Source organism: Aeromonas sp. S18(2024) (assembly GCF_041402525.1).
In the GTDB taxonomy this organism is placed as follows: domain Bacteria; phylum Pseudomonadota; class Gammaproteobacteria; order Enterobacterales; family Aeromonadaceae; genus Aeromonas; species Aeromonas enteropelogenes.
Window position 1 is genome coordinate 154,655 of record NZ_JBGLQV010000005.1, and the last position, 13,813, is coordinate 168,467.

Annotated in this window: 16 protein-coding genes; 8 read left to right on the top strand and 8 right to left on the bottom strand. The window is 58.8% G+C overall.

Annotated features, from left to right (window positions below; genetic code table 11):
• Positions 1-254 precede the first annotated feature (254 nt).
• A complete protein-coding gene (locus ACB034_RS10650; RefSeq protein WP_224210400.1) occupies positions 255-551 on the top strand; it encodes a hypothetical protein in 297 nt (98 codons plus the stop codon).
• Between the two features lie 33 nt (positions 552-584).
• Entirely contained in the window at positions 585-905 is a 321-nt protein-coding gene (locus tag ACB034_RS10655) for a hypothetical protein (RefSeq protein ID WP_082037480.1), read from the top strand.
• A 53-nt stretch (positions 906-958) separates the two neighbouring features.
• Here the strand turns inward: ACB034_RS10655 and ACB034_RS10660 are convergent, their stop codons facing one another.
• The 4 genes from ACB034_RS10660 to rpsF form a co-directional block, all read right to left on the bottom strand.
• Positions 959-1,702, bottom strand: a complete 744-nt coding sequence (locus ACB034_RS10660) for a ferredoxin--NADP reductase (protein ID WP_201979530.1) — start codon at positions 1,700-1,702, stop codon at positions 959-961.
• A gap of 100 nt (positions 1,703-1,802) precedes the next feature.
• Entirely contained in the window at positions 1,803-2,249 is a 447-nt protein-coding gene (rplI, locus tag ACB034_RS10665) for a 50S ribosomal protein L9 (RefSeq protein ID WP_026456575.1), read from the bottom strand.
• Between the two features lie 52 nt (positions 2,250-2,301).
• On the bottom strand, positions 2,302-2,532 hold the full coding sequence (rpsR, locus tag ACB034_RS10670) for a 30S ribosomal protein S18 (RefSeq protein WP_005308890.1): 231 nt from the start codon (positions 2,530-2,532) through the stop codon (positions 2,302-2,304).
• 30 nt (positions 2,533-2,562) lie between these two features.
• A complete protein-coding gene (rpsF, locus tag ACB034_RS10675) occupies positions 2,563-2,949 on the bottom strand; it encodes a 30S ribosomal protein S6 (protein ID WP_026456576.1) in 387 nt (128 codons plus the stop codon).
• A 237-nt stretch (positions 2,950-3,186) separates the two neighbouring features.
• Here rpsF and ACB034_RS10680 point away from each other — a divergent pair, with 237 nt between their 5' ends.
• Complete coding sequence (locus ACB034_RS10680) at positions 3,187-4,410, top strand: Nramp family divalent metal transporter (RefSeq protein ID WP_371172808.1); 1,224 nt, start codon at positions 3,187-3,189, stop codon at positions 4,408-4,410.
• Between the two features lie 112 nt (positions 4,411-4,522).
• Positions 4,523-5,374 (top strand): hypothetical protein, encoded by an 852-nt coding sequence (locus ACB034_RS10685; RefSeq protein WP_371172809.1) that lies wholly within the window; start codon positions 4,523-4,525, stop codon positions 5,372-5,374.
• A 100-nt stretch (positions 5,375-5,474) separates the two neighbouring features.
• On the opposite strand, the gene hupA is transcribed toward ACB034_RS10685, so the two are convergent.
• Positions 5,475-5,747, bottom strand: a complete 273-nt coding sequence (gene hupA, locus ACB034_RS10690; RefSeq protein WP_005340484.1) for a nucleoid-associated protein HU-alpha — start codon at positions 5,745-5,747, stop codon at positions 5,475-5,477.
• Positions 5,748-6,075: 328 nt separating this feature from the next.
• Between hupA and ACB034_RS10695 the strand changes: the two genes are divergently transcribed.
• Complete coding sequence (locus ACB034_RS10695) at positions 6,076-6,558, top strand: Rsd/AlgQ family anti-sigma factor (RefSeq protein WP_042025829.1); 483 nt, start codon at positions 6,076-6,078, stop codon at positions 6,556-6,558.
• A 98-nt stretch (positions 6,559-6,656) separates the two neighbouring features.
• Positions 6,657-7,037, top strand: coding sequence for a PilZ domain-containing protein (locus tag ACB034_RS10700; protein WP_026458689.1), 381 nt, complete (start codon positions 6,657-6,659; stop codon positions 7,035-7,037).
• A gap of 66 nt (positions 7,038-7,103) precedes the next feature.
• Here ACB034_RS10700 and radA read toward each other — a convergent pair whose 3' ends face one another.
• Positions 7,104-8,471, bottom strand: a complete 1,368-nt coding sequence (radA, locus tag ACB034_RS10705; RefSeq protein ID WP_371172810.1) for a DNA repair protein RadA — start codon at positions 8,469-8,471, stop codon at positions 7,104-7,106.
• A gap of 100 nt (positions 8,472-8,571) precedes the next feature.
• Here radA and ACB034_RS10710 point away from each other — a divergent pair, with 100 nt between their 5' ends.
• Positions 8,572-10,950: a PilZ domain-containing protein gene (locus ACB034_RS10710; RefSeq protein WP_371172811.1), complete on the top strand. Its 2,379-nt coding sequence runs from the start codon at positions 8,572-8,574 to the stop codon at positions 10,948-10,950.
• Positions 10,951-11,053: 103 nt separating this feature from the next.
• On the opposite strand, the gene ACB034_RS10715 is transcribed toward ACB034_RS10710, so the two are convergent.
• Positions 11,054-11,959, bottom strand: a complete 906-nt coding sequence (locus ACB034_RS10715) for an alpha/beta fold hydrolase (RefSeq protein ID WP_201979547.1) — start codon at positions 11,957-11,959, stop codon at positions 11,054-11,056.
• A 61-nt stretch (positions 11,960-12,020) separates the two neighbouring features.
• Positions 12,021-13,028, bottom strand: a complete 1,008-nt coding sequence (gene serB, locus ACB034_RS10720; protein WP_371172812.1) for a phosphoserine phosphatase SerB — start codon at positions 13,026-13,028, stop codon at positions 12,021-12,023.
• Between the two features lie 119 nt (positions 13,029-13,147).
• Between serB and ACB034_RS10725 the strand changes: the two genes are divergently transcribed.
• On the top strand, positions 13,148-13,768 hold the full coding sequence (locus tag ACB034_RS10725; RefSeq protein WP_042025835.1) for an AhpA/YtjB family protein: 621 nt from the start codon (positions 13,148-13,150) through the stop codon (positions 13,766-13,768).
• The last annotated feature ends 45 nt before the right edge of the window (positions 13,769-13,813 follow it).

Consider the following 13,813-nt stretch of genomic DNA (forward strand, 5'->3'; position numbering starts at 1 on the left):
GAAGAGGTGGTGCTGTGGAGAAAAGGTGGCTGCCGATTATAGTCAGCGGACTCGCCGAGAGAAGGGCAATCATGCGAATTGCACGAGATCAGTGATCAGCTGCCCAGAGTGCGACCAAAACGGACAAATCGACAGCAAAAAGTCGGTACACTTTCTTGCCACACTGAATAGTATGATGAGATTGGGTGCGGTTCCGCCCGGGTTCAGCCCGGCTGGAATAGACTGACCCGCAATGACAATTAACCGAGGCCATCATGAACAGAACGACTACCTTGTTACTGTCCCTTTTTCTCGTTACCGGTGCAGCACAGGCCGTATCACAGTACGAGGACGGGGGTGGTTCAGCGTTCTCCGTCGATGAGCTAACCTTCAATCTGGACTGGGATGACCAGCAGTTTGGCTGGTCACAAGCCGATTGCCTCGATCTGGGGGTGGGCGATACAGCCCCTTCCGAATGCCGGAGAGTCAGAATCGATCTCGATGATGAAGAGCACCGCAATCATCCACCCAGCACCAACCAGATGCCAACCACCCCGGGCAACGGCCAGTAACAACGGAGAATTCTCGTTATGACTCATAAAACCATGTTCAACAAAGGTGCCCTGCTGCTCTCCCTGCTGCTGGCCAACGGGGTCGCCTTTGCCGCCCCTCCCCACTCCAAGGACGGCGATGGCATCCGGATTTCCACCGACAATGTGAAGCTGAACGTCGACTGGGATGACAAGGAGTACGACTGGTGGCAGAACAACTGCCTGGATCTCGGCATCGGCGATAGCCGCATCAAGCTCAACTGCGACAAGATGGATGGCAAGTACCGGGATCACTACAACCGCAGCATTCACAGCGGCAACAACCCGGGTCAGGGGCACGACAAGTTCAAAGACAAAGGCAACAAGAAGCACTGACCTGTGTATCGCATCTATGAAACAGGGGCCCAAGGCCCCTGTTTTCATGTTGCCTACCAGTAGTTTTCCGCACTGATGTTGCCTGGCGCGCGCCGCAGGTTCTTGGCAAGCCCCAATCCCAGCAGGGTCTGTTGGGTCTCCTTCACCATCGCGGGATTCCCGCAGATCAGCACCTGACTGAACTCGGGTGAAAAATCGAGACCAACCCGTGCTTGCAGCTGACCATCACTAATGGCGGCAGGGATCCGCCCGGCCATCGCCCCCGGCCACACCTCACGGCTGACGAAAGGCACATAACGAAAACGCGCCCCGTAACGCTCGCCAAAACTGGCGATAAGCGGCTGATAGCTCAGCTCTTCCCCTTTCCTCACCCCGTGCACCAGCACCAGACTCTCAAAACGGGAGAAGGCCTCCCCTTCCGCCAGCATGGAGAGAAAGGGTCCGATGGCGGTTCCGGTGGAGAGCAGCCAGAGATCGCGGCCAGCAGGCACTTCATCCAGAGTCAGGAAACCGGTGGCCTGAGACTGCACCAGCAAATTATCACCCACCTGCAAGGAGCCAAGAGAGGGGGTCAACTCTCCGCTCGGGATCTCGACAAAATAGAATTCATGATAAGGCGAGGAAGGGGGATTGACGAAGGAGTAGGCACGCTGGATGCGCCGCTCGCCCTGCTCGAGGGCCAGCTTGGTGAATTGCCCTGCCTTGTAGGGGGCAAGCTCTGCCGCCACGCGCAGGGAGAACAGGGTGGGTGTCCATTCGATGCGTTCAATGACGCGGCCTTCGACCCAGGCTGCCATAAGGATCTCCTCCAGAGGAACAGATCTTCACTCTACCCCCGGGCCCCAAAATAAAAAACCCGCGCATTTGCGCGGGTTTTTCTGCAACAGCGAATCGCTATTACAGGGCAACAACCTGAAGCTGTACGGTTGCTTTAACGTCAGCGTGCAGCTGAACGGCAACTTCGTACTCGCCAGTGTTGCGCAGAACGTTGCCCATGCGGACTTCGCTCTTGGCAACGGCTACGCCGGCAGCAGTGATGGCTTCAGCCACGTCACGGGTACCGATGGAACCGAACAGTTTACCTTCGTCACCAGCTTTGGAAGCGATAACAACGGCAGCCAGTTCACCCAGCTTGGCAGCGCGCTCTTCGGCAGCAGCTTTGTTGGCAGCCAGTTTGGCTTCCAGCTCAGCGCGACGAGCACCGAAGGCTTCGATGTTGGCCTTGGTGGCCATAACAGCTTTGCCTTGCGGGATCAGATAGTTACGGGCATAACCAGCTTTCACGGAAACTTGGTCACCCAGACCGCCCAGTTTGGCGATTTTGTCGAGCAGGATAACTTGCATTACCTTTCCTCTATAAATTTCGTTGAGTTAGGCTTAAGCGCCGGACCGATTCTTACTTGTTGTGCAGATCGGTGTACGGCAGCAGAGCCAGGTAACGAGCACGCTTGATGGCGCGTGCCAGCTGACGCTGATACTTGGCGCGGGTACCGGTGATACGGCTCGGTACGATCTTGCCAGATTCAGTGATGTAGTTTTTCAGAGTAACGATATCTTTGTAGTCGATCTCGGTAACGTTCTCGGCGGTGAAGCGGCAGAACTTACGACGACGGAAATAACGTGCCATGGCCTTTATCCTCTAGTCAGTGATCCAGAATTACTCTTCGGAAGCAGCTTCAGTAGCTTCTTCGCGGCGCTCGTCGTCACGACGGGAGAAGCGCTCTTCTTTGGCCTTGGCCATCGGAGAAACTTCGGTCACGGCGTGCTTGGTGCGCATGATCATGTTGCGGATAACGGCATCGTTGAAGCGGAAGCTGGTTTCCAGCTCATCGATAACGGCTTGCTCTGCTTCTACGTTCATCAGAACGTAGTGGGCTTTGTGCAGTTTGTCGATCGGGTAAGCCAGCTGACGACGGCCCCAATCTTCCAGGCGATGAATGGTACCACCGGAGGTGGTGATGGCGCCGGTGTAACGCTCGATCATGCCGGGTACTTGCTCGCTCTGGTCCGGATGAACCATGAAGACGATTTCGTAATGACGCATTTTAGCTCCTTACGGATTAATTCAGCCTCCGCCCAGGTGCAGCCAGACCTCGGAGGCAAGGAACATAAAGGTGTTTAGTCGCTGCTTTTCTAGGGCGGCATATTGTACGAAATCGCGCCCGTCACTGCAACTCACCGCCTCAAATGTTTTTCCCTATTGGTATGATACAAAACATCAATTGATAATAGTTATCATTTAGATCTATTCTTTCTCCATATCCTTATGGAGGGTGATGCCATGCAACCCGCACTGACCACGGCCATTCCGGCCCGCAAATTCAAGCTGACCCTGCTCGGGCCGGCCTTTATCGCTGCCATCGGTTACATAGATCCCGGCAACTTCGCCACCAATATCCAGGCGGGATCCACTTTCGGCTATCAACTGCTGTGGGTGGTGGTGTGGGCCAATCTGATGGCCATGGTAGTGCAGACCCTGTCGGCCAAGCTCGGCATCGTCACCGGCAAGAACCTGGCGGAACACATTCGCGATCGGCTGCCCAAGCCGGCGGTCTGGGCTTACTGGGTGCAGGCGGAGATCATCGCCATGGCCACCGATCTGGCCGAATTCATCGGGGCCGCGGTCGGCTTCAAGCTGCTGCTCGGCGTCACCCTGCTGGAAGGGGCCGGCATCACCGCCGTGGTCACCTGGGGGATCCTGATGCTGCAGTCCCGCGGCCAGAAACCGCTGGAGTTCGTGGTGGGCGGCCTGCTGCTGTTCGTGGCGGCGGCCTACATCGTCGAGCTGGTGTTCTCCCGCCCCCATCTGCCCAGCCTGCTGGAAGGGGCCCTCTTCCCCGGCCTGCCCAACAGCGACGCCGTCTATCTGGCGGCCGGGGTGCTCGGCGCCACCGTGATGCCCCACGTCATCTACCTGCACTCGGCGCTGACCCAGCACACCCAGGATCGGGGCTCGGTCCCCCAGCGGCTGCACACCACCCGGATCGACGTGGCCATCGCCATGACCATCGCCGGCTTCGTCAACCTGGCCATGATGGCGATGGCGGCTGCCGCCTTCCACAGCTCCGGCAACCAGCAGGTGGCCGAGCTGGAGTCCGCCTACCAGACCCTGACGCCACTATTGGGACAAGCTGCGGCGACCCTGTTTGGTCTGTCACTGGTGGCGTCCGGCATCTCCTCCACCGTGGTCGGTACCCTGGCAGGCCAGGTGGTGATGCAGGGCTTCGTGCGCTTTACCATCCCGCTCTGGCTGCGACGCGCCATCACCATGACCCCCGCCTTCGTGGTAATCGCCATGGGGCTCAACACCACCGAGATCCTGGTACTGAGCCAGGTGATCCTGAGCTTCGGTATCGCACTGGCCCTGATCCCCCTGTTGATGCTGACCGGCGATCGGGCACTGATGGGCGAGCATCGCAACCACCCCGTCACCCAGGCGCTCGGACGCCTCATTGTGGCTCTGGTGATAGGGCTCAATGCCTATCTGCTGGTCGCCATGATCTAGCGTTCACCATGGAAAAACGCAGGGGCTCATTAACGTCGGTTAATGAGCCCCTGCTCGCTTTGGCGTATGCTGCCACCTTCCCCCCTATTCATTTCACAACGGGAGCCTTTCCATGGAACATACCCGAACCAGCTTCATGCTGGACCATCTCTGTGAGCAGGCCAAAGTACTCTATTGCCAAAATGGCGAGACCAGCCTGCTGGTCACCGATCTCACTCCATTTCACCCCCAGAGCCATCTCTGGCCCGATCAACCGGGTGATGTGGGTACAGCCCATTGGGAGGGTGGCGAAGCGGCTGTGGGCCCATGCCGCATGGGCGCCATCAGCCCGGAGGGTAAGTTGTTCGTGGATCAGGACATCCCGGTCAAACGGGGCACCGAGGGGTGGGCCTTCGTAGTGGTGCATCCGCTGGCGGGCTGCCACACCTTGGCTGCTGGTACCCTGGTCGAACTGCGGGTGGATGACGGTGCCCGCTATGCCCTGAGCCTGGGCCACAGCGGCTGTCATCTAGCGGCACTGGCCCTCAACCGGGCACTTATCCCGTACTGGAGAAAAGAGGTGAGTGAGCGGGACGCACTGGCTCAGCCCGATTTCGAACGCCTCGCCATGCAGGCGTCACGGGTCGAGCCCATGGGCTGCCACGATCAATACCGCATCGGCAAGAGCCTGCGCAAGAAGGGAGTCAACGGTGAGGCTCTGCTGACCGACCTCGCCCATATTGAAGCCAGTATCAACCAGCAGCTGGGCAAGTGGTTGGCCGTTGGTGGCAGAATCCGCCGCAGCCGGGCTGGCGAGGCGATCATCGATTCGCGCTACTGGCACTGCACACTGGATGGGCAAGAGGTCACTATCCCTTGCGGGGGAACCCATGTCGCCGATCTGGCCGAACTCGGGGAGGTTACTGTGCAGCTGGCACCTTCAGACGAGGGGTTCACCATGATCAGTCGGGTCTGTCCCCCATAAGGTGAGCCGATCAGGCTAGAAGGCGCTATTTCACGGGGGCAGATAAAAACAATGCCAGTCAGCAAGCTGACTGGCATTGGACAGAATTGGACTTTCGGACTTACTTGACAGCGTCTTTCAGAGCCTTGCCAGCCACAAATGAAGGCACGTTGGCAGCAGCAATCTGGATCTCTTTACCAGTTTGCGGGTTGCGACCGGTACGGCCAGCACGGTGGGTGACCTTGAAGGTGCCAAAACCAACCAGTTGCACAGCGTCACCTTCTTTCAGGCTCTGGGTAATACCATTGATGATCTCTTCCAGAGCCACTTTGGCCTGAGCCTTGCTCAGATCTGCTTTGGCGGCAATTGCATCGACAAGTTGAGCTTTGTTCATAACATTTCCTTTATGATCGGGCATTTAGCGCTGGGTCACTCTATGCAAAAAAAAACGCCCAGGCAAAGGCTTTATCGACCAGGAGACGTTAAACGCTGGGGTTTTCATCAAGATCTGCGGAAATAGTCACATTACACATGCCAAAAAGCGCGGACAGGCCTGAAACCTGCTAGCCCTGCCAACACGGGTCGTCTGATTCTTCACCAATGCACAATATCCGGGCAAGCCTATTGACGGTCGGACAGATTTTCCATAGTTATAGGTGAGGTCACGGCTCAAACGGCTTGGGAGTCCCATCAATCGCCCGGCCTTGTCCCATGGAGGGATTATGTTGACGAAACTGGAACAGACCAAACAGGCGCTGGCAGGCAAACATAAGGCAATCGACGACTGGCTGGATGAAAGGCAAGCCTTGCTGGTCGAATACATGAGGCTGGCCGGCCTCACCCCGGCGCGCGCCAAGCAACGCTGCCTGCCCAAACCAGAAGAACTGCAGCACTTCTGTGACAAGTTGGTCGATTACGTCAGTGCAGGTCATTTCGAGATTTATCACCACGTTGTCACCGCCTTCGAACAGGCCAGCGGAGAGACCCTGGAGCTGGCCAAACGCATCTACCCCCACATCCGCACCAGCACCGAGTTCGCCCTCGAGTTCAACGACAAGTACAGTGAAGCCGACGAAGCGCAGTTGCTGCTGCTGGATGAAGACCTCAACCAGTTGGGTCCGGTGCTTGAGGAGCGATTCAAGCAGGAGGATCGCCTGGTCAAGGCGCTGCATATAGTGGAATCTTTGAGTGCCCAGCAGGCCTGAGCCCATTTTTGGAGCAAGTTCAAGATACTGGCGGTCAAGGTCGATTACACTCAGAACAGTGACCCAGCGTCTACAGCAATTGCATACAGGAGATGAGCATGTCTGAGCGCCGCCGTTTTGCACGGATCCTCTATTTGACCACGGCTGAACTAACTCAAGGGGAAGAGAAGTGGCAGACTCAGCTGGTCGACGTCTCCTTGCAGGGTGCTCTGCTGATAAGGCCCGATGACTGGGAAGAGCATGACAACAAGGAATACCAGATAAGTTTTGTCCTGAGTGGCAGCGACATCGAGATAAAGATGCAAGTCGAATTGACCCATACTGCCAGCAAGAAGCTGGGTTTCTACTGCCATCACATCGATATCGACAGCGCCACCCACCTCAAGCGGATGATTGAACTCAACGTGGGTGATGAAGAACTGCTCCACCGGGAACTGGAGCAACTGCTAAGCGAGCACCTTGAGCACAACCAGCCTTGATGGCAGAGCCGTTCCGACAATAAAAAAGAGCGCCAAAGCGCTCTTTTTTATTGTGATTCAATATGGTTACAAGGCTTCCAGCGCATCGGCCAGCTTCTTCACCGGCACCACTTCCATCCCCTCGATGGGATGCTTGGGGGCGTTGGCGTGGGGCACGATGGCGCGGCGGAAGCCATGTTTGGCTGCCTCCTGCAATCGCTCCTGGCCGGACGGTACCGGACGGATTTCGCCGGATAGCCCCACCTCCCCGAAAACCACCAGATCCTTGGGCAGCGCCTGATCGCGGAAACTGGAAACCATGGCCAGCAGCAGGGCCAGATCCGCACTGGTCTCTTCGACCTTGACGCCCCCAACCACGTTGATGAACACATCCTGATCCGCCATCTGCAAGCCACCGTGGCGATGCAGCACCGCCAGCAGCAGTGCGAGACGGTTGTGATCCATCCCCACCGCCACCCGGCGCGGGTTGGAGAGCTGGGAATAATCCACCAGCGCCTGCAGTTCCACCAGCAGGGGACGGGTTCCCTCCCAGATCACCATGACGATGGAACCTGGGGCCTGCTCTTCACCGCGGCTAAGGAAAATGGCGGAAGGGTTGCTGACTTCCCGCATCCCCTGCCCGGTCATGGCAAACACGCCGAGCTCGTTGACCGCCCCGAAGCGATTCTTGTGGGAGCGCAGGGTGCGAAAACGGGAGTCGTGCCCCCCGTCCAGCAGCACGGAACAGTCGATGCAATGTTCCAGCACCTTGGGGCCCGCCAGGGTGCCATCCTTGGTGACATGGCCCACCATGAAGATGGCCACGTGGTTTTGCTTGGCATAGCGGGTCAACAAGGCGGCCGCTTCCCGCACCTGGGAGACAGAACCCGGCGCCGACTGGACATCTGCCACATGCATCACCTGGATGGAGTCGATGACCATGATCTGGGGCTGTTCCTGCTGGGCGATCAGGCAAATTTGCTCGACGCTGGTTTCCGAGAGCATGCGCAGCTTGTCGGTGGGAAGCCCCAGGCGGTTGGCACGCATGGCCACTTGCTGCAGAGACTCCTCCCCGGTGACATACAGGGTCTTCATGCGCTCCGCCAGGCCGCACATGGTCTGCAGCAGCAGGGTGGACTTGCCCGCCCCCGGATTGCCGCCTATCAAAATGGCCGATCCCGGCACCACACCGCCACCGAGCACGCGGTCCAGCTCCTTGAAACCTGAGGTAAAACGGGGAATTTCAGTGGTGGCTATCTCTGCCAATGTCTGAACCTGGCTGCCGATGGCACCGGCATAACCGGTGTAACGGGCGCTCTTGCCAGCGGGCGGCATCGAGCCGAGGCGCACCTCGGTGATGGTATTCCACTCCTTGCACTCGCTGCATTGGCCTTGCCAGCGTGTGAAGTCGGCACCACATTCGGAACATACATAAGCAGTTTTATTTTTAGCCATTGATAACTCGGGGACAGGATGAATTCCTGCTTGATATACTTGTTTGCAACCCACAGATCAAACCCAGAATCGGAAAAATGGATTTCCGTGGCAGGAACACATGGATTCAGCGCATCAGCAACATCTGATTGAACAACTCGTCCCCTTGCTGCGGGAGAAGGATTTCGAAGAGATCTTCAACCGCCTGACCCAGGAGGAAAACAGCAACAGCCGTTTTCTGATCAAAATGGAGCTCAAACGCAAATGCTCCCCCTGCCGCAGGGTCATCGACATGCGCGACGAGCTGGGGGAGGAATGCCAGGTGCACGAGTTTGAGGGGATCACCCACTTCATGCCCACCGAGGCGGCAGGCTTGTTCCAGTCCCAGTGCTATCTCTATCGCGACATCTATACCCTGGGTGTCTATGAAGCCATGCAGCAGTGGCTGCGGCAACACCATGCCCGCTCAGACAGCCAGCTCACCCCTCCCGCGAGCCCTTTCCGGCAATACGATGTCAACACCATCTCCTTTGCCAGTTATTACGGCCGCCGTCAGGAGCGGATGCACTTCAGCTCCCCCCTGCTGATCAAGTTTCAGGATGGTGAAAAGCTGTTTGCCAAGAGCTCGGATCTGTCGCTGGGGGGCATGCGCGTCTCCGTCCCCTACCTGCCCAACTACCTGACCGGAGCCCAGGTGGAGGTCTTCTTCACCGGACTGGAACGGGACAACCCCAACCCCGTCCTGCACCAGCCCGTCAGCTACCAGATCCTCGGCGAGGAGAGCAAGGAGGGGAAGTACTGGCTGCGTCTGGTGCGCACCGGTGAACACTCCGCCTTCGATACCTTCCTTGAGGAGTTCATCGAAGCCAACAAGGCACGGTACCGGGTCAGTGTCGACTATCTGCTCTCCGCCGCCATCATCAAGGGATATGAGCAGTTCTACCTGCCACGCATGACCGGCATGCCGCTGTTTTTCGGCAAGGGAGACAGCCCGTCTCTGGAAATCGCCCTGCGTACCGAGAACAACCAGCACCTGCTGGAGTACTGGCGAGACGAGAAAAACCGCGACACCCTGGCGAGCCTGTTCTTCGCCGAACGGATGAAGCAGCTCTGTCCCCCCTCGGGCTCCACCAGCGAAACCCTGATCTACGCCTTCACCCATACGGTACGCAGCCATATCTACTTCTTCTCGGCGAGCGCCGAGGAGCTGCAGCAAAGCGGCCTGAAATCCCTGTTCTTCCAGGTGGGCTCACGGCGGCCCAGCTGGCGGGTCTACAAGTTCACCCTGGAGGCATGCGATCTGGTTGAGGCGGATATCGGTCAACTGCAGGGGCAGGACAACCCGCAACTACAGGACATATTGCTGACCGAGCGGCTCAAACAGATTGGCTACGTCGGCCTGCTGCAGGACATTACCCAGGAGTCCCAGCGCGACGAGTTCCGCCCGCAGGAGGCACTCAACGAGAATGCCAACGAGCTGCACTGCTATGCTCACGACCAGAAAGCGGCCCCGTTCGAAATCGAAACCCTGCACTATGTCCAGCTTCGCAAAGAGCTGCGCTACATCCACAAGACGGCGGTTGCCATCCATCACAAGGGCAAATCCTGGCTGGGCTGGACCCGGGACATCTCGACCCACGGCCTGCAGATAGAGCTGGAAGAGGCCTTCGACGGCGAAAAGAATGATGTGGTGACCATAGCGCTGCCCCGTCTGCAGGAGCTCTCCAAGAGCATGGATCTGCAGCGTCTCTCCTACCGTCTGGTCAGCCTCAACACGACCCGTACCGTGCTGCATCTGTGTATTGAGGGGGATTCGGATCGCCACACCGGCCGCCAGTTCTTCAGCCTGCTGATAGAGAGCAACCAGAACAAGCTCAAGGCAGCGCAGGAGCAGCGGCGTTACCGGGGGCTGGCTCGGGCGCTTCGCAACATCTATACCCATCACCTGTTCAACTCGCCGGTCTATATCAACAAGTTGAAAGGCGCCCCCAAACCGGCATCAATCGGCAAATCGCTGCAACCACGCAGCCTTCACCAGCTGCTTGAAGCCTGTGCTGAATTGCCGGACCAGGACAACCTCTATCCTCTCTTTCAGGGGGGGCTGCTCAAGGAGTTGCTGATGAACCCGCTGCGGGCCATAGAGCGGGAAGACAAACCGAAGGAGGATGAGGTCTACATCGCCTGCGAGCAGACCAATACCGGCCTCCCGGTGTTTGACAGCCGGTTGGCCAGCAGTTTTGCCAGCGCACAGGAGAAGCGCGCCTTCATCGAGCTGGCGCTAAAGAGAGGGGAGTTCTATTCGGTACTGGTCGGTATCTCCCGTACCGGACGCCCCGATACCAACTTCATCGCCAACGAGCTCGACTACATCGCCAAGTTCGCCATCCACAAGGCGCGCAAGCTGGAAGAGGAGTTGTGGAGCGTGGTCGGCGTTGGCGAGCTGACCGATACCACCCGGGCCACGCTGTTCCGCCTTGGCATTGCGCCCCCCAGCCACTAAACGCTCATACAGGCGAGCCAGTTAACTCCGGACATCGCTCAGGCAAATCGGCAAGCAACCAATGGCGGGCACAGGCCCGCCATTGTTTCATTCCCGGCCTTCATCAAGCCGCCTGCGGGTCCTGCAACCACGCCAGGATCTGGGGGAAGTGATCCTCCTGAGCCTGTGGCGCCGTCAGCATGTTGATATGGTCATAGTCGAGGCGATTGCCGTTGTCCCGCCCCAGCCGGGTGTGGCGCGCCGCCAACCCCATCTCGTCACTGAAGCGGCGCACATCGGTGGGATGTCCCAGCACCTTGTCGGCCTTGGCCGAAATCATCCAGAGCGGTGGCCAGTTCACCCGGGCCGCCGCCTCGTCATAGGCAAAGCCATCGTGGGGATCCAGCCAGGGGCCGCATTTGACCCAGGGAATGGTCTCTTGCAGGTAGCGCAGCGGCTCGTCATCGGCACCTATCTTCAGATTGCGCGCCGCCAGAAAACCACGGCGCCTGGCCAACCAGGGGGCCAGCCGGTTCCAGATCAGATCCACTTTCAGCCAGCGCTCCGGATTTTGTACCGAGACGCCCCGCTTGGTGCCGAAAAACAGCAGACTGGCCACCTGCCGGGCCAATTCGGGAAAACGGACCAGGGTCGAAGCCATGATGACGCCGCCCCAGGAGTGAGCGACCCAGTGCACCTTGAAGCCTGAATGGCGCTCGGCCACCCAGCGGTGCAACGCGGGCAAATCCTCGGTGATCAGTTCATGCTGGCCATGGCCGGCCTGCTCGGCGATGGCTGGCGTACTCAGGCCACGGCCCCGCAGATCGGCCACATAGACCTGATAGCCGTGACGGGCCAGGAAACAGGCCAGTCCCTTGCCCGATTCGGTGTAGAAGATCCGGCCATTCTCGATGGCGCCGTGCACCATCAGGATCGGCTCGCCATGCACAGCGATGCCCGGTTGGATGTGGCGAACATGCAGTTGATGTTCGCCACAGGGAATAAACAGAGATTGTTGCATCAGCTCCATGTGACTGTTACGTCCTCCATGACGTAGGGAGCGGTGTACCACCGCCCTGACATAAGGGATATCAGAAACTCCAGCGACGATCGCGACAGGCCAGCGCGCCCAGCAGACAGATCACCCCTTCCAGATCGTGATGATTGAGGGTGGCGGCGGCCTCGGCCCGCACCAGCGGCTTGGCGTGAATGGCAATACCCAGCCCGGCAACCCCCATCATCTTGAGATCGTTGGCGCCATCGCCGATGGCCACGGTTTGGGATGCGGGCACACCAAACTCCTGCGCCAGCTGCTGCAACACCTCCGCCTTGACGCCGGCATCCACAATACGACCGCTGACCTGGCCGGTCAGCCGTTCCCCTTCCACCGCCAGCTCGTTGGCGAAGATGGCATCCAGCCCCAGCGCCCGTTGTAGCTCGCCGGCAAAACGGGTGAATCCGCCCGAGGCGATCGCCACCTTCCAGCCAGCCTTCTTCAGGGTATCCACCATCAGTTGCAGTCCCGGCATCCAGGGCATGTCGGCAGCCACCTCGTCGAGAATGGCGACGGGAGCACCTGCCAGCAGGGCGACCCGGTTGCGCAGGCTGTCGGCAAACTCCAGCTTGCCCTGCATGGCGGCGGCCGTTACGGCAGCTACCTGTTCCCCGACACCGGCCAGCCGGGCTATCTCGTCGATACATTCGATGCAAATGGCGGTAGAGTCCATGTCCATCACCAGCAAGCCGGGTTCGCTCAGGGTCGGCAATGCTGGCAGATGACAGAGATCGATGTCCCACTCTTCCTGTTTGAGCTGCATCACCAGCTCCTGGCTGAAACGTGCCGTGCCAAGCAGCATGAGCGGCACACCCGCCACTTCGGTCGGCGGATAGAGGCTGGCCTCCATCCCATTAGCCGCCAGCAAGGTTGCCACCCTGGCCAGATGATCGGGGCCCAGTCCCTTACCAAACAGCACCAGCCAGGCGGCCGACAAGGGCACGCTCGCAGGCTGCAAGGTCTCGCCTTCCAGCTGCCAGCAGGAAGAGTGAGACAACAGCGCAGGCCAATCGGACAACAATGGGGGGAGCTGGGACAACAACATAGGGGGTACGCCTTCCTTGGTGATCTGGGGGTTAATAGTGCCGGCCCAGAGTAGCGTATTGCTTTTTGTACAGGCAAGCGCCAAGATCCCGCCACTCCTAGTCATCATGAGGCCTCGGCTTGCAGCGTCATCTTCCCATCAAACGTGTTCTCAGTCTGGGCGCCGGTATTTTGCTCGGATGCTGGGTGCTGGGCGTGCTCATCCATATGCAGGGCGAAAGCCAGGCTGCCCTGCACAGCGAAGCACGCAACCGTGCCCAGGCACTGGTGGCCTATGCGGCTCGCGACATGAAACGCTGGCTCAAGGAAGATAAAACCGGCGAACTGGAGCGGCTGGCCCGGGATCTGGCGGCCGAGCCGGAGATCCTCGATGTCACTCTGTACGATGCCCGCGGCATTCCTCTCGCCCAGTCGGAACAGGCCATGCCACTGGAGAGCCTGCTGCCCATCGGCAGTGACAACAAGTCGGTGCCGGAACAGGGCAAGGGACGCACCCAATACGTGCAGGAGATCCTGGATGGTGATCAAACCCTCGGCTACCTGCGCATCACCCTGGAAGAGCAGCAGTTGCTGGCGGACAAGGACACCCGACTCAAGGTAACGCAGGAGAAACAGCGGCTGATGCTGTTGGTGGCCCTGCTGGCAGGCCTGCTCCTCTCCTATGGAGTGCGTCGCAACTATATGCGGGTTCGCAAGCACAAGAAGAAGAGCAAACCGGTCGATCCGCCGCAAGGTGAGTAGACCCTATTGGTAACCTTGTATATAACCATGGCAATACCAACAGCA

Excerpts from the sequence above, each read along its gene's own strand:
- ACB034_RS10650 (WP_224210400.1), top strand. The coding sequence starts at position 255 with ATGAACAGAACGACTACCTTGTTACTGTCCCTTTTTCTCGTTACCGGT.
- ACB034_RS10655 (WP_082037480.1), top strand. The coding sequence starts at position 585 with ATGTTCAACAAAGGTGCCCTGCTGCTCTCCCTGCTGCTGGCCAACGGG.
- ACB034_RS10660 (WP_201979530.1), bottom strand. The coding sequence starts at position 1,702 with ATGGCAGCCTGGGTCGAAGGCCGCGTCATTGAACGCATCGAATGGACA.
- rplI (WP_026456575.1), bottom strand. The coding sequence starts at position 2,249 with ATGCAAGTTATCCTGCTCGACAAAATCGCCAAACTGGGCGGTCTGGGT.
- rpsR (WP_005308890.1), bottom strand. The coding sequence starts at position 2,532 with ATGGCACGTTATTTCCGTCGTCGTAAGTTCTGCCGCTTCACCGCCGAG.
- rpsF (WP_026456576.1), bottom strand. The coding sequence starts at position 2,949 with ATGCGTCATTACGAAATCGTCTTCATGGTTCATCCGGACCAGAGCGAG.
- ACB034_RS10680 (WP_371172808.1), top strand. The coding sequence starts at position 3,187 with ATGCAACCCGCACTGACCACGGCCATTCCGGCCCGCAAATTCAAGCTG.
- ACB034_RS10685 (WP_371172809.1), top strand. The coding sequence starts at position 4,523 with ATGGAACATACCCGAACCAGCTTCATGCTGGACCATCTCTGTGAGCAG.
- hupA (WP_005340484.1), bottom strand. The coding sequence starts at position 5,747 with ATGAACAAAGCTCAACTTGTCGATGCAATTGCCGCCAAAGCAGATCTG.
- ACB034_RS10695 (WP_042025829.1), top strand. The coding sequence starts at position 6,076 with ATGTTGACGAAACTGGAACAGACCAAACAGGCGCTGGCAGGCAAACAT.
- ACB034_RS10700 (WP_026458689.1), top strand. The coding sequence starts at position 6,657 with ATGTCTGAGCGCCGCCGTTTTGCACGGATCCTCTATTTGACCACGGCT.
- radA (WP_371172810.1), bottom strand. The coding sequence starts at position 8,471 with ATGGCTAAAAATAAAACTGCTTATGTATGTTCCGAATGTGGTGCCGAC.
- ACB034_RS10710 (WP_371172811.1), top strand. The coding sequence starts at position 8,572 with ATGGATTCAGCGCATCAGCAACATCTGATTGAACAACTCGTCCCCTTG.
- ACB034_RS10715 (WP_201979547.1), bottom strand. The coding sequence starts at position 11,959 with ATGGAGCTGATGCAACAATCTCTGTTTATTCCCTGTGGCGAACATCAA.
- serB (WP_371172812.1), bottom strand. The coding sequence starts at position 13,028 with ATGTTGTTGTCCCAGCTCCCCCCATTGTTGTCCGATTGGCCTGCGCTG.